The organism is Hydrogenophaga borbori, from assembly GCF_003417535.1.
GTDB lineage: Bacteria > Pseudomonadota > Gammaproteobacteria > Burkholderiales > Burkholderiaceae_C > Hydrogenophaga > Hydrogenophaga borbori.
In genome coordinates, this window is the sequence record NZ_QVLS01000006.1 from 116,525 (window position 1) to 134,990 (window position 18,466).

Annotated in this window: 17 protein-coding genes; 13 read left to right on the forward strand and 4 right to left on the reverse strand. The window is 71.3% G+C overall.

Features of this window, described 5'->3' with window-relative positions:
- Both DY262_RS11120 and DY262_RS11125 read right to left on the reverse strand, forming a co-directional pair.
- Positions 1-504 (reverse strand): arsenate reductase ArsC, encoded by a 504-nt coding sequence (locus DY262_RS11120; RefSeq protein ID WP_116958940.1) that lies wholly within the window; start codon positions 502-504, stop codon positions 1-3.
- A 12-nt stretch (positions 505-516) separates the two neighbouring features.
- Positions 517-837 carry an ArsR/SmtB family transcription factor gene (locus DY262_RS11125; RefSeq protein WP_116958941.1) on the reverse strand — a complete coding sequence of 107 codons (321 nt, stop codon included), beginning with the start codon at positions 835-837 and terminating at the stop codon, positions 517-519.
- 292 nt (positions 838-1,129) lie between these two features.
- On the opposite strand from DY262_RS11125, the gene DY262_RS11130 reads away from it, so the two are divergent.
- Both DY262_RS11130 and DY262_RS11135 read left to right on the forward strand, forming a co-directional pair.
- Positions 1,130-2,395: an ammonium transporter gene (locus DY262_RS11130; protein WP_116958942.1), complete on the forward strand. Its 1,266-nt coding sequence runs from the start codon at positions 1,130-1,132 to the stop codon at positions 2,393-2,395.
- Positions 2,392-2,718 carry a hypothetical protein gene (locus tag DY262_RS11135; RefSeq protein WP_116958943.1) on the forward strand — a complete coding sequence of 109 codons (327 nt, stop codon included), beginning with the start codon at positions 2,392-2,394 and terminating at the stop codon, positions 2,716-2,718. The genes DY262_RS11130 and DY262_RS11135 overlap by 4 nt, the downstream gene beginning before the upstream one ends.
- Before the next feature lie 27 nt (positions 2,719-2,745).
- On the opposite strand, the gene DY262_RS11140 is transcribed toward DY262_RS11135, so the two are convergent.
- The gene (locus tag DY262_RS11140) at positions 2,746-4,404 is read right to left on the reverse strand and encodes a GMC family oxidoreductase (protein WP_116958944.1); all 1,659 of its coding nucleotides are present in this window, start codon (positions 4,402-4,404) and stop codon (positions 2,746-2,748) included.
- A 124-nt stretch (positions 4,405-4,528) separates the two neighbouring features.
- Positions 4,529-6,046 carry a CoA-acylating methylmalonate-semialdehyde dehydrogenase gene (locus DY262_RS11145; RefSeq protein WP_116958945.1) on the reverse strand — a complete coding sequence of 506 codons (1,518 nt, stop codon included), beginning with the start codon at positions 6,044-6,046 and terminating at the stop codon, positions 4,529-4,531.
- A gap of 108 nt (positions 6,047-6,154) precedes the next feature.
- Here DY262_RS11145 and DY262_RS11150 point away from each other — a divergent pair, with 108 nt between their 5' ends.
- From DY262_RS11150 to DY262_RS11200, 11 genes are all read left to right on the forward strand, one after another.
- On the forward strand, positions 6,155-7,108 hold the full coding sequence (locus DY262_RS11150; protein ID WP_116959256.1) for a LysR family transcriptional regulator: 954 nt from the start codon (positions 6,155-6,157) through the stop codon (positions 7,106-7,108).
- A 133-nt stretch (positions 7,109-7,241) separates the two neighbouring features.
- Positions 7,242-8,258 (forward strand): sulfate ABC transporter substrate-binding protein, encoded by a 1,017-nt coding sequence (locus DY262_RS11155; protein WP_116958946.1) that lies wholly within the window; start codon positions 7,242-7,244, stop codon positions 8,256-8,258.
- A gap of 272 nt (positions 8,259-8,530) precedes the next feature.
- Positions 8,531-9,193, forward strand: a complete 663-nt coding sequence (locus tag DY262_RS11160) for a hypothetical protein (RefSeq protein WP_147326217.1) — start codon at positions 8,531-8,533, stop codon at positions 9,191-9,193.
- Positions 9,175-11,883 carry a hypothetical protein gene (locus tag DY262_RS11165; RefSeq protein WP_147326218.1) on the forward strand — a complete coding sequence of 903 codons (2,709 nt, stop codon included), beginning with the start codon at positions 9,175-9,177 and terminating at the stop codon, positions 11,881-11,883. The genes DY262_RS11160 and DY262_RS11165 overlap by 19 nt, the downstream gene beginning before the upstream one ends.
- Before the next feature lie 128 nt (positions 11,884-12,011).
- The gene (locus DY262_RS11170) at positions 12,012-13,004 is read left to right on the forward strand and encodes a sulfate ABC transporter substrate-binding protein (protein WP_116959258.1); all 993 of its coding nucleotides are present in this window, start codon (positions 12,012-12,014) and stop codon (positions 13,002-13,004) included.
- A 16-nt stretch (positions 13,005-13,020) separates the two neighbouring features.
- Positions 13,021-13,896, forward strand: a complete 876-nt coding sequence (gene cysT, locus DY262_RS11175) for a sulfate ABC transporter permease subunit CysT (protein WP_181936475.1) — start codon at positions 13,021-13,023, stop codon at positions 13,894-13,896.
- A complete protein-coding gene (gene cysW, locus DY262_RS11180) occupies positions 13,893-14,780 on the forward strand; it encodes a sulfate ABC transporter permease subunit CysW (protein WP_116958949.1) in 888 nt (295 codons plus the stop codon). The genes cysT and cysW overlap by 4 nt, the downstream gene beginning before the upstream one ends.
- 58 nt (positions 14,781-14,838) lie before the next feature.
- On the forward strand, positions 14,839-15,843 hold the full coding sequence (locus DY262_RS11185) for a sulfate/molybdate ABC transporter ATP-binding protein (protein ID WP_116958950.1): 1,005 nt from the start codon (positions 14,839-14,841) through the stop codon (positions 15,841-15,843).
- Between the two features lie 76 nt (positions 15,844-15,919).
- Positions 15,920-16,579 (forward strand): exopolysaccharide biosynthesis protein, encoded by a 660-nt coding sequence (locus DY262_RS11190; protein ID WP_116958951.1) that lies wholly within the window; start codon positions 15,920-15,922, stop codon positions 16,577-16,579.
- A gap of 51 nt (positions 16,580-16,630) precedes the next feature.
- Positions 16,631-18,097, forward strand: coding sequence for a UbiA family prenyltransferase (locus DY262_RS11195; protein WP_116958952.1), 1,467 nt, complete (start codon positions 16,631-16,633; stop codon positions 18,095-18,097).
- On the forward strand, positions 18,094-18,453 hold the full coding sequence (locus DY262_RS11200; protein WP_116958953.1) for a DMT family transporter: 360 nt from the start codon (positions 18,094-18,096) through the stop codon (positions 18,451-18,453). Before DY262_RS11195 ends, DY262_RS11200 begins: the two co-directional genes overlap by 4 nt.
- The last annotated feature ends 13 nt before the right edge of the window (positions 18,454-18,466 follow it).

Consider the following 18,466-nt stretch of genomic DNA (forward strand, 5'->3'; position numbering starts at 1 on the left):
TCAGTCCTTGGCCAGCGCGCGCGCCGAGTCCTGCAGCGCCAGGCGGTCCACGGCGCTCGCGGGCAGATTGACCAGCAGCTCAAGCCGTCGGCGAATGGCCAGCAGGGTCTGCCGGAAAGCGTCGAGCTGCTGCTCGGGCGTCCCCGTCACCGAGGACGGGTCGGCATAGCCCCAATGGGCCGTGGCCGGCTGGCCGGGCCAGTAGGGGCAGGTTTCGCCCGCGGCGTTGTCGCAGACGGTGATGACCAGGTCCATGGGCGGCGCGTCGGGGCGGCCGAATTCGTCCCAGCCCTTGCTGCGCAGCCCCTCGGTGGCGATGCCCGCGCGCCGCAGCACCTCCAGGGCCAAGGGGTGGGGCTGCTGGTTGTCGCGCGGCTGGCTGCCGGCCGAGTAGGCCTTGAAACGGCCCTGGCCCAAGTGGTTGAGCGTGGCCTCGGCCAGGATGCTGCGGGCGGCGTTGTGCGTGCACAGGAAGAGCACGTTCAGGGGAGCGGGTGAGGTCATGGCGGTGAAAGATCAGCAAGCGCAGGACGGGCCGTCCACGGCGCACGGCGCGCCCTGGCAGCAGTTCTCGGTGAGGTAGGCCAGCAGGCCGTTCATGTGCGCGTAGACCGCGCGGTAGATGAGGTTGCGCCCCTCGCGCTGCTGCGTCACCAGGCCGGCGTTCGCCAGCTCCTTGAGGTGAAAGGACAGCTTGGTGGCGGCGATGTCGAGCCGCTCGGTCATGGCACCGGGCGTGAGGCCCTCGTCGCCGGCCACGACCAAGGCGCGAAATACGCGCAGGCGGTGCTCGTGGGCCAGCGCGGCGAGGCATTGAATGGCGGTGGGTTCGTCCATCATTCAATGATACAAGAATTGTTGAATTGATAAGCGGCCCACCAAAAGAAAAAGCCGACCTTTTGGGTCGGCTCTTCCAGTCGTGTAGTGCGCCGGTTCGGCACGCCCGGCATTGCCGGTATGGGTTGTCTCCTCGGTCTCCAACGACCCGGATACCCCTAGGGAGCACCAGGCAACTCGGAGACTGTAGCCGCTTGCACCGCCCGGGTGCATCGGGGCTTTCCCTTGCATGGGACCGACCGCTGGCACAGGAAATGCAGAACGCCGCCCACCACCACCTGGGACTTCAGCCATGCCCGACAACATCAGCGGCCCCGCCCTGGCGGCCTTGGACAGCCTCTCGGGCGCCGACACCGCCTGGGTCATGGTGAGCACCGCCCTGGTGCTGCTCATGACCTTGCCGGGCATCGGCCTGTTCTACGGCGGCATGGTGCGTCGCTTCAATGCCCTCAACACCATGGCCAGCGTGATGGCGATCGCCGCGCTGGTGAGCGTTCTGTGGTTTGCGATCGCTTACTCACTGGCTTTCACGCCCGGGGGCGAGTCGGGTGGCTTCATCGGTGGCCTGTCGCGCGCCGGCTTCGCCGGGCTGCAATACCTCGGCCCGGACGGGCGGGTGGCCGTGAGCCACATCGCGCCGCGGCTGCCGGAGTCGGTGTTCGCCCTGTTCCAGCTCAGCTTCGCCGTCATCACCTGCGCCCTGGTGGTGGGCGCCCTGGTGGAGCGCATGAAGTTCGGCGCCCTGCTCGGCTTCGCTGGCCTGTGGCTGCTGCTGGTTTATGCGCCGATCGCGCATTGGGTCTGGGAACCGGGGGGCTGGCTGGCCCAGCTCGGTGCGCTGGACTTCGCCGGCGGTGCCGTGGTGCACATCAACGCCGGCGCGGCCGCCCTGGTCTGCGCCTACGCCCTGGGCCCGCGCCAGGGCTATGGGCGCGAGCCCTTCCTGCCCTTCAACCTGGGCCTCACCATGGCCGGCACCGGCCTGCTGTGGGTGGGCTGGTTCGGTTTCAACGGCGGCTCGGCCCTGGCGGCCGACGGCCGCGCGGGCCTGGCGATGGTGGTCACGCACATCGCCGCGGCGGCCGGCGCCCTGGCCTGGATGCTGGCCGAATGGTGGACCCGCCAACGCGCCACCCTGCTGGGTCTGTGCTCGGGCGTGGTGGCGGGGCTGGTGGCCATCACGCCGGCCGCCGGTTTCGTCGGCCCGCGCGCGGCCCTGCTCATCGGCGTGGCGGCGGGCTTCGCCTGCTACTGGGGCGCCACGGGGCTCAAGCGCCTGCTGCGCGCCGACGACTCGCTCGACGTCTTCGGCGTGCACGGCGTGGGCGGGCTGGTGGGCGCGCTGCTCACCGGCGCGCTGGCCGACCCGGCGATCTCGGGCCAACAGGGCAGCCTGCTCACCCAACTCATCGCCTGCGCGGCGGTGCTGGCCTACAGCCTGGTGATGACCACCGTGGTGCTGTTCATCGTCTCGCGCTTCGCCGGTCTGCGCGTGGGCGCCGACGCCGAGCGCCAGGGCCTGGACGCCGCCCTGCACAACGAGAGGCTGGGCGGGTGAGCGGCGGCAGCGAGCTGTTCGCCATCGCGGCGCACCTGCACGTGCTGCTGCGGCGCAAGACCGGCCGGGTCATCGACACCGAATGGCTGGCCACCAACGCCGAGTACGCGCGCGCCATCGTGCGCTTCACGCGCGAGCGGGCCGCCGCCGAGGGCCACGCGGACCTGCTGCCCTGGGCCGACAAATTGGAGGCGGCCATCGTGGCCATGGGCGCGGCGCCGCGCAAGACGCTGCTGGACGTGGCGGCCGAGGCGCTGCGCGCCGCGCCCGGGCCGGCGCCCCTGGACGAGCCGCCCCACAAATACGTGGGCGGTTTGCGCTGAGGCCGATCCGATCCGCCGCCGGCGGGCTCAGGCGCCTTCGCGGATCCAGCGCGCGGCCTTCTCCGCGATCATCAGCGTAGGGCTGTTGGTGTTGCCGCTGGTGATGGTGGGCATCACGCCCGCGTCCACCACGCGCAGGCCGGCCACGCCGCGCACACGCAGGTGGCTGTCGACCACGGCGCTGTCGTCGTCCGCGCGACCCATCTTGGTGGTGCCCACGGGGTGGAAGATGGTGCTGGCAATGTCGCCGGCCAGGCGCGCGAGCTCCTCGTCGCTCTGGTACTGCGGGCCGGGCTTGAACTCCTCGGGCCGGTACCTCGCCAGCGCGGGCTGGGCCACGATGCGCCGCGTCACGCGCAGGCTGTCGGCGGCCACGCGGCGGTCCTCCTCGGTGGCCAGGTACAGCGGCGCGATGGCCGGTGCGGCCTCGGGGTCGGCACCGGTGATGCGCACGTGCCCCCGGCTGCTGGGGTTGAGGTTGCACACGCTCGCGGTGAAGGCCGGAAAGGCGTGCAGCGGCTCGCCGAAGGCGTCCAGGCTCAGCGGCTGCACGTGGTACTCCAGGTTGGCGTGCGGCTGTGAAGGATCGCTGCGCGTGAAGGCGCCGAGTTGGCTGGGCGACATGCTCATGGGCCCGCTGCGCGACAGCGCGTACTGCAGGCCGATGCGCGCCTTGCCCCACAGCGAATTGGCCAGCACGTTGAGCGTGGGCGCGCCCTGGACCTTGTAGACCGCGCGGATCTGCAGGTGGTCCTGCAGGTTCTCGCCCACGCCGGGCAGTTCGTGCAGCACCTCGACGCCGTGCCCGCGCAGCAGCCCGGCCGGGCCCAGGCCCGAGCGCTGCAGCAGCGCGGGCGAGCCCACGCTGCCGGCGCTCAGCACCAGTTCGCGCGCAGCGCTCACGCGGACCCGCTCGCCGCCCCGGCGCAGCTCGGCCCCGGTGCAGCGCAGCGCGCCATCGGCGCCGCGCTGGAACAGCAGGCGCTCGGTCAGGGTCTCGGTCCACACCGTGAGGTTGGGCCGGTGCTGCACCGGTCGCAAAAAGGCCTTGGACGCGTTCCAGCGCCAGCCGGCCTTCTGGTTCACCTCGAAATAGCCCACGCCCTCGTTGTCGCCGCCGTTGAAGTCGGCCGTGGCGGGCACACCGGCCTGCTGCGCGGCCAGGGCGAAGGCGTCAAGGATGTCCCAGCGCAGGCGCTGCTTCTCCACGCGCCACTCGCCGGTGCTGCCTCGCCGGCCGTTGCCGTGCAGCGCCGCGAAGGCCGCGTCCTGGGCGGCGTCCAGGCGGTGGTGGTCTTCGTGCGCCATGAAGTCGGGCAGGCAGGCGTCCCAGCGCCAGGCGTCGTCGCCCGTGGCCTCGGCCCAGCGCTCGTAGTCGCGCCGCTGGCCACGCATGTAGATCATGCCGTTGATGCTGGAGCAGCCGCCCAGGGTCTTGCCGCGCGGGTAGCGCAGGCGCCGGCCGTTGAGGCCGGGGTCGGGCTCGGTCTGGTAGCACCAGTCGGTGCGCGGGTTGCCGATGCAGTACAGGTAGCCCACCGGGATGTGGATCCAGTGGTAGTCGTCCCTGCGGCCGGCCTCCACCAGCAGCACGCGCTTCGACGGATCGGCCGACAGGCGATTGGCGAGCAGACACCCCGCCGTGCCGGCGCCGATGACGATGAAATCGAAACGGGTGTTGCTCACGCGTGCCTCCTGTTCGTGCAATGTCGCCGGAAAAGGTACCGCGGCAGCCGAGGATCCGGCTTCGCCGGTCCTCAGGCTGCGTCCCCCCGCGGGGGGGAAGCGCCGAAGGCGCGCAGGGGGGCGCTCATTTCGCGGTGGGCATCACGAATTCGGCGCCTTTGCCGATCGACTCCGGCCAGCGCTGCATGATCGACTTCTGCTTGGTATAGAAGCGCACGCCCTCCTCGCCGTAGGCGTGCATGTCGCCGAACAGGCTCTTCTTCCAGCCGCCGAAGCCGTGCCAGGCCATGGGCACGGGGATCGGCACGTTGATGCCCACCATGCCCACCTGGATGCGGCGCGCGAACTCGCGCGCCACGTTGCCGTCGCGCGTGAAGCAGGAGACGCCGTTGCCGAACTCGTGCTCGTTGATGATCTGCACCGCCTGCGCGAAGTCGGGCACGCGCACGCAGCTGAGCACGGGGCCGAAGATCTCTTCCTTGTAGATGCGCATGTCGGTGCCCACGTGGTCGAACAGCGTGCCACCCATCCAGAAGCCCTGGTCGCAACCCTTGCCCGCCGAAGCACCCTTGAAGCCCCGGCCATCGACCAGCAGCTTCGCGCCTTCCTTTGCGCCGGTCTCGATGTAGCCGCTGATGCGCTGGTGCGCGGCGGCCGTGACGATGGGGCCCATCTCGGCCGCGAGGTTCATGCCGTCCAGCACCTTGAGCGCCTTCGTGCGCTCGACCAGCTTCGGCATGATCCTGTCGGCCACGTCGCCCACCAGCACGGCCACGCTGATGGCCATGCAGCGCTCGCCCGCGCTGCCGTAGGCCGCGCCGATGAGCGCGTCCACCGCCTGGTCGAGGTCGGCGTCGGGCATCACCACCATGTGGTTCTTGGCGCCGCCCAGGGCCTGCACGCGCTTGCCGTGGCGGGCGCCGGTCTCGTAGATGTGGTTGGCGATGGGCGTGGAGCCGACGAAGCTGATGGCCTTCACGTCGGGGTGCACCAGCAGCGCGTCCACCGCCTCCTTGTCGCCCTGTACCACGTTGTAGACGCCGTCGGGCAGGCCGGCCTGCTTCAGCAGTTCGCCAATGAACAGCGAGGGCGAGGGGTCGATGGGACTGGGCTTGAGCACGAAGCTGTTGCCCGCGGCAATGGCCACCGGGAACATCCACATGGGCACCATCACCGGGAAGTTGAAGGGCGTGATGCCCGCCACCACGCCCAGCGGCTGGCGCAGGGTCCAGTTGTCCATGCCGGTGGAGACCTGGTCGGTGAAGTCGCCCTTGAGCAGCTGCGGAATGCCGCAGGCGAATTCGATGATGTCGATGCCGCGCGCCACCTCGCCCTGGGCGTCGGTGAACACCTTGCCGTGCTCGGCCGTGATGAGGCGCGCGAGCGCGTCCTTGTGCTGGTTCACCAGCTCGAGGAACTTGAACATCACGCGCGCGCGGCGGATGGGCGGCGTGTCGGCCCAGGCCGGGAAGGCGGCCTGGGCGGCGGCCACGGCGGCGTCCACGTCGGCGGCGTTGGCCAGGGCCACGCGGCCGGTCACCGCGCCGGTGGCGGGGTTGGTCACGTCCTGCACGCGCGCGGACGTGCCGGCGGCGGCGCGGCCGCCGATGAAGTGGGTGATGGCGCTGGGGTTCGTGGTCATGGCGGGCGGGCGTGGGCGGTGAAGAAGCGGTCCAGTCTAGGCAGAGGGCCTGCCCGCGCCTAGGCCCGTGGCTTGAACGTTTTGTTTGCCATGGTGAACAATCGCCGCATGAGTCTGGAAAAAGCCGAACACCTCTTGTCGCACCTGCACTGGCTCACGGTGCTGGCGCTACACGGCAGCTACACGGCGGCGGCGCAGCGCCTGGGCGTGAGCAAGGCCGCCATGAGCCAGCACATCAGCGAGCTCGAGCGCGCCGCCGGCGTGCCCCTGGTGCAGCGCACCACGCGCAGCGTGCGCCTGACGGAGGCCGGCCAGCGCCTGGTCGACGGCCTGCGCGAGCCCTTCGAGCGCATCGCCCAGGGCTTCGCCAGCGTGCGCGACCTGGCCGCGGTGCCGGTGGGCCGCGTGCGGGTCACCGCGCCGGTGGCCTTCGCGCGCCAGCAGCTGGTGCCGCGCATCGCCGGCTTCCTGCGCGAGCACCCCGGCATCCGCCTCGAGCTGGACCTGTCGGACCGCCTGAGCTCGCTGGCCACCGAGGGCTTCGACCTCGCCATCCGCCACACCGCCACGCCACCCGACACGCACGTGGCCTGGACCCTGTGCCGCACGCGCTCGGTGCTGGTGGCCAGCCGCGCCTACCTGCGCCGCCGCGGCACGCCCGCCACGCCGCAGGACCTGGCGGGCCACGACTGCCTGCACTACCCGCGCGCGCAGGACACGCCGGCCTGGCACTTCCAGCAGGCCGGCGAGGCGCGCCGCCAGGCGCCGGCCCAGCGCCTCACCGTGCCGGTGGCGGGGCCCTTCGCCGCCAACAACAGCGAGGCCCTGCGCGACGCCGCGATCGCGGGCCTGGGCATCGCGCTGGTGCCCGACTTCAGCGCGCAGGCCGCCCTGCGCGCGGGCAAGCTGGTGGAGGTGCTGCCGGACTGGGCCTCGGTGGGCACCTTCAGCGACCACCTCTACGCCATCCGTCCCTACGCGAGCCACGTACCACGCGCGGTGTCGGTGTTCGTGGCCTGGCTGCGCGAGGCGCTGGCGGAGGGGTTTCCGCTGCGCGGCTGAGCCCCGCAAGCGGTGGCCATAGACGTTTTCGTCATAAACAACCAACAACGTATTCGTTCCTTCCTGGCGGTGTTCTCGGGAACATCGCGGCCTCGCTGTCTCACAGCACCGCCATCCGAAGAAGGAACGATCCATGACCGCCCGCCGCCACCTGCTGACCACCCTGGGCGCCGCCGCCCTCGCCCTGAGCGTGGGCGCTGCCCAGGCCCAGACCCCCGCACCCGCGACCCTGCTCAACGTGAGCTACGACCCCACGCGCGAGCTCTACGTCGAGATCAACCAGGCCTTCGCCAAGCACTGGAAGGCCAAGACCGGGCAGGACGTGACGATCAAACAGTCGCACGGCGGCTCGGGCAAGCAGGCGCGCTCCATCATCGACGGCCTGGACGCCGACGTGGCCACGCTGGCCCTGGCCGGCGACACCGATGCGCTGCACACCAACGGCCAGTGGATTCCCAAGGACTGGCAGAAGCGCCTGCCGCACAACAGCTCGCCCTACACCTCCACCATCGTGCTCGCGGTGCGCCAGGGCAACCCCAAGAACATCAAGGACTGGGACGACCTGGTGCGCCCCGACGTGAAGGTCATCACCCCCAACCCCAAGACCTCGGGCGGCGCGCGCTGGAACTACCTCGCCGCGTGGGAATTCGCCAAGCGCAAGTTCGGCGGTGACGCCCAGGCCAAGGACTTCGTCGCCCGGCTCTACAACAACGTGCCGGTGCTCGACACCGGCGCGCGCGGCTCGACCATCACCTTCGCGCAGCGCAACCAGGGCGACGTGCTGATCGCCTGGGAGAACGAGGCCTACCTGCTCGAGAAGGAGTTCGGCACCCGGTTCGACTTCGTCTACCCCTCTCTGTCGATCCTGGCCGAGCCCGCGGTGACCGTGGTGGACAGGAACGTGGACAAGAAGGGCACGCGCGCCGTGGCCCAGGCCTACCTGGAGTACCTCTACACCGAAGAGGCGCAGGACATCATCGGCAAGAACTTCTACCGCCCGGTCTCGGCCAAGGCCCAGGCCAAGGTCGCCAGGCCACTGCCCCCGCTCAAGCTGTTCACCATCGACCAGGCCTTCGGCGGTTGGGACAAGGCCGCGAAGGCGCACTTCGCCGACGGCGGCAGCTTCGACCAGATCTACACCAGGAAGTGAGCGCGCCGCCGCCGTCACCAGCCTCCGGGGCACCGCCGGGCCCCGGGTTGGCCTGAAAGGGGGCCCGGGCCTGCGGACCTGGGCCAGGGCCGGGGCGCGGAACGCGACATCCGCATCATCGAAGCGGCGAGCGGACACGCCCCCCCGGCATGGCCGCTCAGACGTTTCTGTCATGAGCACAGAACCAAACATTGGTTGGTGAAACGGGCCGGCGCACCTAGAGTGCGCCCATTCGTAAGCCTATTTCATTACCGAAACTTTTGGACCTGGCCATGTCGAGCGCACGGACACCCACCCCGCTGGCGGCGGACGCCCAGGCGCCGCTGCGCCGGGCGACCGAAGCGGTCGAGGCCTGGTGCACGAGCGAGCTCATCAACAACCCCCGGCACGGCTGGCTCTCGCGCGTGCCCCCCACCCAGGTGCTGCTCCCTCTGTCCGGCCCGCCCACGCCCGACGACCTGGACGATCTGCTGGCCAAGGCCGGGCGGACGCCGACCTTCTTCCTGACCCACCCCCTGGTGATCGCGGCCTTCGAACGCGAATGCGCACGCACCGGTGTGCGGCCGGCCCCCACGGTGCTGTTCGACGCACGCGTCCTCACCTGGCGCGACACGCCCCTGATTCCCTGCGACACGCTGTCCCTGGTCGACGGCAAGGGCAAGGTCCTGCTGCTGTGCGCGGGCGACGGGCGCCCGGCCCCACCGGTGCGCGCCTGCGGCAACCAGCGCCGGGCCATCGCCACTTACCTGATCGTTTTGCACCAGGCGCTGGCCGGGCACGCGCCCGACGCGCTCGCGGTGCTGGAAGACGTCGAGATCGGTCGCAGCCACGCGTATCCCGACACCTACAAAGGCTGGACCATGGACCACGGCCCCGCCCCGCGCCGAGCGGCCACGACACAGGAAGGAACGACCCCGTGCAGTCACTGTCCCTAGGCTGGATCCGCCGGCCGCCTTCCCCGCGCAAGGCCCGGGTCGAAAGCCCCCCAACCCGCCCGTCGCCGGACGGCGGCCACGGCAGCGACTCGGCGCCGCGCCGCCCGCGCACGCTCCAGCCCCCCGGCAGCCCATCACACGCCCAAAACAACCTGCGGCAGCTGCACGACCAGCGCGCGTCGCGCCAGCCGTCGGCACCCGGCAGTCCCCGGCCGTCGCCGCGGCAGGGCGTGCGGGCGGCGGCGCCCGCGGACGCCCCGGTCGTCGGTGCCGCGTACGTCGCCCCCGGTCTGCTGGACAGGCCCGACCTCCTGAGCGCGGTCTGCGCCAGCTGGGCGGCGGGGGTGGGCGCCACCAGCGGCGCCGGCCTGGCGAACGCCTTCACCGACAGCGCCGGCGGCGACGCGCTGCCCGCCACGCTGCTGGCGGGCGGCGCCTTCAACCTGCTGTGCTCGCTCGTCGACACCGGCCTGACCCTGCACGCCTGGCGCGAGGCCCGCCAGCAGTACCAGGTGTTCGAGGCGCTGCTGGGGGCGCAGCACCTCCTGCTGCACCAGCTGAACCACCAGCTGCGCCACGGCCCCGACCCGCGCGTGCAGGCCGCGCGCGACCTCGCGCAATTCAACGTGGACGCGCTGATCGGCCTGCTGAAGGGTTTCGAGAAGGCCTATCTGCTGGGCCCGGAGCGCGAGCGGGCCGCTGAGCGGCGCCTGTTGCACCTCGACCATCTGGTGAGCGCCGACGTGGCCCTGCGCTTGCGCCAGCAGGCCCTGGCCTACCCGGATGAACGGCGCCAAGGCCTGGCCGACCACGCCGAGCGGCAGCGCGACGCCTTGCAGGCGCGCATCGATGCCTTCGACGCCGCGTCGCGAGTGCCGCTGTTCGAGCGCATGCGCGACGGCCTGCACCGCCCCCTCGACCTGCTCGGCGGCCTCAGCGACGAGCAGGTCGCCGTCCTGCGCGACGGCGTGCTGCAGGGCGCCAAAGCCCCCTTCCAGCTCTTCAACGCGCTGGCCACGCTGCTGCCCCAGTTGATCACCAGCGGCGCGGCCGGCGCCGCCCTGGACACCGTGGGCCAGGCCGTGCCGCCGGTGGCGGCGCTGCTGGCGCTGGCCGGTCTGCTCACCGCGCACGGGGACCACAGGGGCGGTCGCCAGCGCATCGGCAAGGCGCGGGCCACCCGCCGCGCCAAGCTGCTGACCTTCGAGCGCGTGGTGTGGGGCCTGTCCCCCGACAGCTTCAACCCAGGCGCCGACCCCGAGCAGGTGAAGCAGGCCCAGCAGGTGCGCCGCAACCTCGCCCGGCAACTGGTCAAGGCCATCCAGCGCAGCAACCAGGCCAAGCGGGTGGCCTGGGCCCGCCAATTCCGGGGCAAGCTCAGCCTGTTCAATTTTCTGCTCAGCCTGTTGGGCCTGGCCGCGATGGCGGCGGGCACCGGTTCGTATGGGACGATCCCGGCCGCCGTCGTCGGCTCCGCACTGGGCCTCTTCCTGCTCACGCACCTCGCCAAGTACCAGGCCTACCTGGCGGCGGACCGACAGCGCATGCGCCGGCGCGACCGGGAAGCCCAGGCCTTCGGCGATGCGGACGGCGTCAAGGCCGGCCTGCTGTACGCCGGCCGCCTCGACGGCGACACCTCGATGAGCGAGGCCCAGCGGCAGGCGCTGCGCCACAACACCTTCCTAAGCCTCGGCTGGCTGCAGGGCCAGCTCTACGAAGCGGGGCTGCAGGCCAGCCGGGGCCCCGAAGGCGAGCCGCCGCTGTGCGACGCCGAACAGGCCCTGCTGGACGCCGGCGCAACGCCCGACACCTTGCGCGCGCTGCGCCAGGCGGCCGGGGTCCAGACGCGGGAGCAGCACGGCCAGCTGGTGCGCGCCGTGGCCACGGGCACCATCGGCCTGCGGCTGTTGGCTTCGCGCCCGAGCGCACCGCTCGAGGGCGATCGCGCCCCGGTGCCGGTGCTGCGCACGCACGCGGCCCACGCGCCCACGCCCTTTGCCCCTCTCGCGGACCTGATCGACGCCGTCAAACGCGCCGGCAAGGCGGAGCGGCGAAGGGGCCACAACCGCGTGGGGCGCCTCGCGCGCGGCCTCTGGCGCAAGTCCCTCGCCACCCCCAGGCAGGCGCTCAAGGCCCTGGAGCGCCATGAACGGCGCGGCGACACCGACGCGCTCGCCCAGTTGCGGCGCGACCTGCTCCAGCCCCTGCTCAACGGCCTGCCGCTGCGCCCCGACGGCCTGGGCATCGCCTGGCCCGAGCGCTACCGGGGCAATGGCGATGACGACCCGGACACCGCCGACTGCCTGATCCGCTGCCTGCGGGAGCTGCAGGACAGCTGCCGGCTGGGCCAGCTCGCCCTGGCCGACGAGCAGGAGAAGGGGCGATGGTCCGACCGCTGGATGCGGCGGCGACTGCGCGACTGCGCCGAACTGGCCGAGCGCCTGGTACAGGCCGTGCAGCAGGAGCGCGCCCAGCCCGAACCCTGGTGGGACGAACTGGTCGATGGCCCGCCGGTTTTCCGGCTGGCGGACGACGAGGCGGAGCGGTTCGACCGGTGGTCTTCCGGTCGCGAGGGCGATGAGGCGCTGTCCGTGATCGACGGCCCGTTCGATGCCTCGGGGGCGTCCTGGCACGGGGACGCGCCCGAGCCGGCCGCCGGCCCACTGCCGGCCTATGCCATGAAGGTCTGAGCCCACAGGAACCGGGTCGGGGCTACATGCCGCAACGGCATAAAGAAACAAGAAAACTGTCGTTTGCATTTGTGAAGAGCACTTCCAGAATGCCCTTCCCGATTCCCGAACGCCCCGAGTTTCCGACCATGACAACCGCACTGCGCACCACCGCCGCCGCCCTGGGCCTGGCCCTGAGCACGCTGGCCTCGGCCCAGACCACCACGCTGCTCAACGTCTCCTACGACGTGGCGCGCGAGTTCTACAAGGACATCAACACCGCCTTCGTCGAACAGCAGAAGAAGGCCGGCAAGGCCGTGGTGGTGAACCAGTCGCACGCCGGCTCCAGCGCCCAGGCGCGCGCCGTGGCCGACGGCCTGGAGGCCGACGTGGTCACCATGAACACCACCACCGACGTGGACTTCCTGGCCGACAAGGGCGTGGTCGCCAAGGACTGGCGCCAGAAGTTCCCGCACAACGCCGCGCCCACCACCTCCACCATGCTGTTCCTGGTGCGCAACGGCAACCCCAAGCACATCAAGGACTGGGACGACCTCATCAAGCCCGGCGTGCAGGTCGTGGTGGTCAACCCCAAGACCGGCGGCAACGGCCGCTACGCCTACCTGGCCGCCTGGGGCCAGGTGCGCGCCAAGGGCGGCAGCGACGAGCAGGCCGCCGAGTTCGTGAAGAAGCTCTACGCCAACGTGCCGGTGCTGGCGCGCGGCGGGCGCGACGCCACCGGCATCTTCCTGCAGCGCAACATCGGCGACGTGCTGATCACCTTCGAGTCCGAGGTGGTGTCGGTCAACAACGAGTTCGGCGCCGGCAAGGTCGACGCCGTGCACCCGAGCGCGAGCGTCGTGGCCGAGAACCCGGTGGCCATCGTCGAGCGCACGGTGAACAAAAAGGGCACGGCCGCCCAGGCCAAGGCCTACCTCGACTTCCTCTACAGCGACCAGGGCCAGGAAATCGCGGCCAAGCACAACATCCGCCCGCGCTCGGAAGCGGTGCTCAGAAAGCACGCCGACGTCTTCAAGCCCATCAAGCTGTTCACCGTCGAGCAGTACTTCGGCTCCTTCGCCGACGCGCAGAAGGTGCACTTCAACGACGGCGGCAGGTTCGACCAGCTGTACGTGAAGTAAGCCCCCCGCGCTTCGCATGACCACCGCCACCCTGCCCAGGTCCTCCATGGCCACCCCGCGGCGCCCCACGCGCCGCGTGCTGCCGGGCTTCAACATCACCCTGGGCTACACCCTGCTCTACCTGAGCCTGATCGTGCTGATCCCGCTCTCGGCCCTGGTCTTCAAGACCTTCTCCATGAGCTGGGCGCAGTTCTGGGAAGCCGTGGCCTCGCCGCGCGTGCTGGCCGCCTACCGACTGAGCTTTGGCGCCTCGCTGATCGCGGCGCTGGTCAACGTGGTGTTCGGCCTGCTGGTGGCCTGGGTGCTGGTGCGCTACAGCTTCCCGGGCAAGAAGATCGTCGATGCCCTGGTGGACCTGCCCTTCGCCCTGCCCACGGCCGTGGCCGGCATTTCGCTCACCGCGCTGCTGGCCGACAACGGCTGGGTGGGCCAGGTGTTCGCGCCGCTGGGCCTGCAGCTCGCGTTCAACCCCAACGGCGTGGTCATTGCGCTCATCTTCATCGGCCTGCCCTTCGTGGTGCGCACCGTGCAGCCGGTGCTGGAAGACGCCGAGAAGGAGCTGGAGGAAGCCGCCTCCAGCCTGGGCGCCACGCGCTGGCAGACCTTCTCGCGCGTGATCTTGCCGAGCATCGCGCCCGCGCTGCTCACGGGCTTCGCCATGGCCTTCGCGCGCGCCGTGGGCGAGTACGGCTCGGTGATCTTCATCGCCGGCAACATGCCCATGGTGTCGGAGATCACGCCGCTGATCATCATCGCCAAGCTGGAGCAGTACGACTACGCCGGCGCCACCGCCGTGGCCTCGGTGATGCTGGGCATCTCCTTCGTGCTGCTGCTGGTCATCAACGCCCTGCAGGCCTGGCAGCGCCAACGTTCCGGTGGAGCGATGGCATGAGCCTGGCCCGTACCGAGGCGCCCTGGGTGCGCCGCACGCTGATCGGCATCGCCCTGGCGTTCATGGCGCTGTTCCTGCTGCTGCCGCTGGCCGCGGTGTTCACCGAGGCGCTGCGCAAAGGCTGGGAGGCCTACTGGGCGGCGCTGAAGGAGCCCGACGCCTGGGCCGCCATCCGCCTGACCCTGCTCACGGCCGCGATCGCGGTGCCGCTGAACCTGGTGTTCGGCGTGGCCGCGGCCTGGGCCGTGGCCAAGTTCGAGTTCCGCGGCAAGGCCTTTCTGACCACGCTGATCGACCTGCCGTTCTCCGTCTCGCCGGTGGTGGCGGGCCTGATCTACGTGCTGGTGTTCGGCGCGCAGGGCTGGCTGGGCCCCTGGCTGGCCGAGCACGACATCCAGATTGTCTTTGCCGTGCCGGGCATCGTCCTGGCCACCGTCTTCGTCACCTTCCCCTTCATCGCGCGCGAACTCATCCCGCTGATGCAAGCCCAGGGCAACGACGAGGAACAGGCGGCGCAGGTGCTGGGCGCCACCGGCTGGCAGACCTTCTGGCACGTCACGCTGCCCAACATCAAGTGGGGCCTGATCTACGGCGTGATCCTGTGCAACGCGCGCGCCATGGGCGAGTTCGGCGCGGTCTCGGTGGTCTCGGGCCACATCCGCGGCCAGACCAACACCATGCCGCTGCACGTGGAGGTCCTCTACAACGAGTACCAGTCGGTGGCCGCCTTCGCCGTGGCCTCGCTGCTGGCCCTGCTGGCGCTGGTCACCCTGGTCATCAAGACCGTGGCCGAGTGGCGCATGGAGCGTGAACTCAAGGCCCTGGCCGAACTGCCGCCCGAGCGGCCCCGCAACGACACCTCCCTCGCAGGAGCGTCCACATGAGTGCCGCACGGCCGCCCGAAGGCACTCGCACCGCAGCGCGCTGCGCGAAGGTTTCACCATGAGCATCAACGTCCAGAACATCTCCAAGCACTTCGGCGCCTTCCACGCGCTGGACAACATCCGGCTCGACATCCAGAGCGGCGAGCTGCTCGCCCTGCTGGGCCCCTCAGGCTGCGGCAAGACCACCCTGCTGCGCATCATCGCGGGCCTGGAAACGGCCGACGCCGGCCAGATCGTCATCAGCGGCGAGGACAGCACCCACGTGCACGTGCGCGAGCGCAACGTGGGCTTCGTGTTCCAGCACTACGCGCTGTTTCGCCACATGACGGTGGCCGAGAACGTGGCCTTCGGCCTGCGCGTGAAGCCGCGCGGCGAGCGCCCGAGCGACAAGCAGATCCAGGCCAAGGTGTTCGAGCTGCTCAAGCTGGTGCAGCTCGACTGGCTGGCCGACCGCTACCCCGCGCAGCTCTCGGGCGGGCAGCGCCAGCGCATCGCCCTGGCGCGCGCGCTGGCGGTGGAGCCCAAGGTGCTGCTGCTCGACGAGCCCTTCGGCGCGCTCGACGCCCAGGTGCGCAAGGAATTGCGCCGCTGGCTGCGGCGCCTGCACGACGAGCTGCACGTCACCAGCATCTTCGTCACGCACGACCAGGAGGAGGCCCTGGAAGTGGCCGACCGCGTGGTGCTGATGAACCGCGGCCGCATCGAGCAGGTGGGCTCGCCGCGGGAGGTCTGGGAACACCCGGCCACGCCCTTCGTGGCGCGCTTCCTCGGCGGCGTGCCGCTGGTGGGCGATGGCACGCGCCCGCTGCGCCCGCACGAACTGGAGGTGCAGCGCCTGCTGCCCGGCACCGACACGCGCGGCGCCGTGGTGGCCACGCTGCGGCGCGCGCTGGTGCTCGACCCGGTGGTGCGGCTCGAACTCGAGCCCGAGTCCGGCGCGCACGACCTGATCGAGGCCCGCCTGGGCACGGCGCAGTTCCACTCCCTGGGCCTGCGCGAGGGCGACGCGGTGCTGGTGTCGCCGCGCAGCCCGCTCGGCGCGCCCGAGCCGGCCCTGGCCTGAGGCGGGCGCCCGCCGGGCGCGGGGAACCCCGCTGTCGTCAGCGGGTCATGCAGGGACACCAGCATCTGCCCGCCCCATGGACCACAGCCTCGCCCGCCGCCTGCGCCGCGCCGCCATCCGCCAGGAACGGCGCTGGCGCGCGCACGGCCTGGGCGGCTCGCACGAGGCCGACGAAACCGCCCCGCTGCGCCTGACGCTGGCCGAGCTGCTGAACCTGCACGGCGAGGCCTCGCTGCCGGTGCTGGTGATGGTGCTCTCGCTGTTCACCCTCATCCCGGTGGGCGGCGCGGGCTGGTTCGTGAGTTTCTTCATCGCCGCGCTGGGCTGGTCCTGGGCGCGCGGCCGGGAGCGCGTGGCCCTGCCGGGGGCGCTGGGCGGCTTCACCCTGAACGAACAATGGTCGCGCCGCAGCCTGCACGCCCTGGCCTGGCTGTACGCCCTCGCCGACCGCTGGCTGGGCCCGCGCTGGCAGGCCTGGCGGCACGAGCGCACGCGCGGCTGGTGGGGCGCCTGGATCGCGGCGATGGCGGCCATCATCTTTTTGCCCCTGCCCTTCGGCAACGTGCTGCCCAGTGCCAGCCTGGTGCTGCTGGGCCTGGGCTGGCTGTTCCGCGACGGCCTGGCGCTGGCGGGCTCCACCCTGGCCGGCGCCGCCGCCATCGCCTACACCCTGGCCTTCGGCCAGCTCGCGATCGATCTGGCGCAGCGCGGCTGGGGCTGGCTGATGGGCGCCTGAAGCCGCCGCGGGCGGCCCCTAGAATCGCCCGAGACCCGCAGCACAGGCCCGATGCACAACCCACCCCTGGACGACTGTCCGCTCTACGTGGACCTGGACGGCTCGCTCACGCCGAGCGACACCCTGCACGAATCCATCGTGCTGTTCGCGCGCCGCCATCCGCTGAACCTGCTGCGCATGGTGGGCTGGCTGGCGCGTGGCAAGGCCGGCTTCAAGCGCGCCCTGGCCGACGCCGTGCTGCCCGAGCCCGAGCGCCTGCCCTGGCGCGCGGATTTCATCGAATTCCTGCGCGCCGAACACGCGCGCGGCCGCCCCCTGGTGCTGGCCACCGCCGCCGACGCGCGCGTGGCGCGGCGCGTGGCCGAGCACCTGGGCGTGTTCAGCGACGTGCTGGCCACCGAAGACGGCGGCCCCAACCTGAGCCGCGCCCACAAGCGCGAGGCCATCGCCGCGCACGCGCGCGCCGCGGGCCATGAGCGCTGGGCCTACGCGGGCAACAGCGCCGATGACCTGCCCGTCTGGGCCGGCGGCGCGCAGGCCATCGCGGTGAACGCCCCGGCCGGCGTGCTGCGGCGCCTGCAGGCCGCGCAGGCGCCCGCCCGCGTCTTCGAACGGCGGCCGCTCACGCTCGCCACCGTGCTGCGCGCGGTCCGCCTCAAGCAGTGGTCCAAGAACGGCCTGCTGTTCGTGCCGCTGCTGGCGGCGCACACCACCGATCCCTCGCTGTGGTTCACGCTGTTCGTGGCCTTCGTCGCCTTCGGGCTCTGCGCCTCGGCCACCTACCTGGTCAACGACCTGCTCGACCTGCCCAACGACCGCGCGCACCGGCTCAAGCGCCTGCGCCCGCTGGCGGCGGGCACGATGGGCATCGGTGCCGCCGTGGCCATCGGCGCGGCGATGCTGCTGGCCGCCTTCGCCCTGGCCGTCTGGGTCGGCCAGGCCTTCACCGGCGCGCTGCTGCTGTACACCGCGCTGACGCTGGGCTACTCGCTGCGCTGGAAGCGCATCCCGCTGTTCGACGTGCTGCTGCTGGCCACGCTCTACACGCTGCGCATCGGCGCCGGCGCGCTGGCCGGGCACGTGGACCTGTCCAACTGGCTGCTGGCCATCTCCATCTTCCTGTTCCTGAGCCTGGCGCTGGTCAAGCGCTGTGCCGAACTGGAAGAGGCGGTGGACGCGCACCAGGCGCCGGCGCCGGGCCGCGGCTACCAGCCGCGCGACCTGGCCACCCTGCGCACCATGGGCATGACCAGCGGCTTCATGTCGGTGCTGGTGCTCACGCTCTACATCGACTCGCCCAACAGCCGCGCGCTCTACGCCCAGCCCGACTGGCTGTGGGCCGCCGCGCCGGTTCTGCTGATGTGGGTGATGCGCATCTGGTTCAAGACCGGCCGGCGCGAACTCCACGGCGAAGACCCGCTGGCCTTCGCCCTGAAGGACGCCTTCAGTTGGGCCACGCTGCTCGTCATGGGCGGCATCGGCCTGGCGGCCACCGTCGGCTGGCAGCCCCACCTATGAAATCCCTCGCCCTGCTGCTCGCGCTGCTCTGCGTGCTCATGTCTTCGGCGGCGCAGCTCGCCATGAAGCGCGGCCTGGGCCCCGGCGGCGCCGACGTGGCCGGCACCTACGTGCAGGCCTTCACCAGCCCCATGGTCTGGCTGGGCCTCCTGCTCTATGGCGCCAGCGCCGTGCTCTGGCTGTGGGTGCTGTCGCGGCTCGACGTGTCGCTGGCCTACCCGCTGGTGAGCCTGGGCTTCGTGGTCACCATGCTGCTGGGCGTGTGGTGGCTGGGCGAGCCCTTCTCGTGGCTGCGCGTGGCCGGCTGCACGCTGATCGTGGTCGGTGTGAGCCTGCTGGCCCTGAGCGCGAAATAGACAACTCCCCCGC